Source organism: Ensifer sp. LC163 (genome assembly GCF_001695855.1).
Taxonomy (GTDB): Bacteria; Pseudomonadota; Alphaproteobacteria; order Rhizobiales; family Rhizobiaceae; genus Ensifer.
The window spans coordinates 1-749 of record NZ_MBSS01000058.1; the positions used below are offsets into that span (position 1 = coordinate 1).

The window sequence follows — 749 nt, forward strand, 5'->3', positions numbered from 1 at the left end:
CTGGCACGGCCATCACCGGCGTCAGCGTTCTGACCCTCGACATCAGCACTGGGGTAACGGCAACGACACTGGCCAACTACCTCAGCGGTGTCGACACCGTCCTGAAGAGCATGACCGACGCCGCTTCGGACCTCGGCGCCGTCAACAAGCGCGTCGATCTCCAGAAGGACTTCGTCGACAACCTGATGGACTCGATCGAATCGGGTGTCGGCAAGCTGGTTGACGCCGACATGAACGAAGAGTCGACCCGCCTGAAGGCTCTGCAGACACAGCAGCAGCTCGGCATCCAGTCTCTCTCGATCGCCAACAGCAGCTCGCAGAACATTCTGTCGCTGTTCCGTTAATCGGTTCAGATACCGGCGACTTCGGTCCCGGACTGTAAAACGAAAAACCGCGTCTCGATCGAGGCGCGGTTTTTCTTTTGTCGTTATGTTTTTTTCGTCCGCGCTTCAAGCTTCGTTAACCATCTTGGTGTTTTCTGTGCCTATCGAAACGGCGGGTTAACCAACAAGATTAACGCGTTAGCAGGCATGAAGCTGGCCGCCGGTTCCCGGTAATCCCGGAATGTCCCTTTCAATCCAGTTTTCCCAAGGGGCACTCAGCCAATGACGTCCATCATGACCAACAACGCGGCAATGGCCGCACTCTCCACGCTGCGTTCGATCAATTCCTCGATGGAAACGACGCAGGACCGTATTTCGTCCGGCTACCGCGTTGGCAACGCTTCCGACAACGCTGCTTACTGGTCG

General features: G+C 56.7%; 1 protein-coding gene and 1 pseudogene. Both read left to right on the plus strand.

The window, feature by feature from the left end; all coding sequences use genetic code 11:
- The coding region (locus BC360_RS27525) for a flagellin (RefSeq protein ID WP_274533959.1) at positions 1 to 344 on the plus strand (344 nt) is incomplete at its 5' end.
- Between the two features lie 261 nt (positions 345 to 605).
- A pseudogene (locus tag BC360_RS31130) lies at positions 606 to 749 on the plus strand (flagellin); the annotation flags it as partial.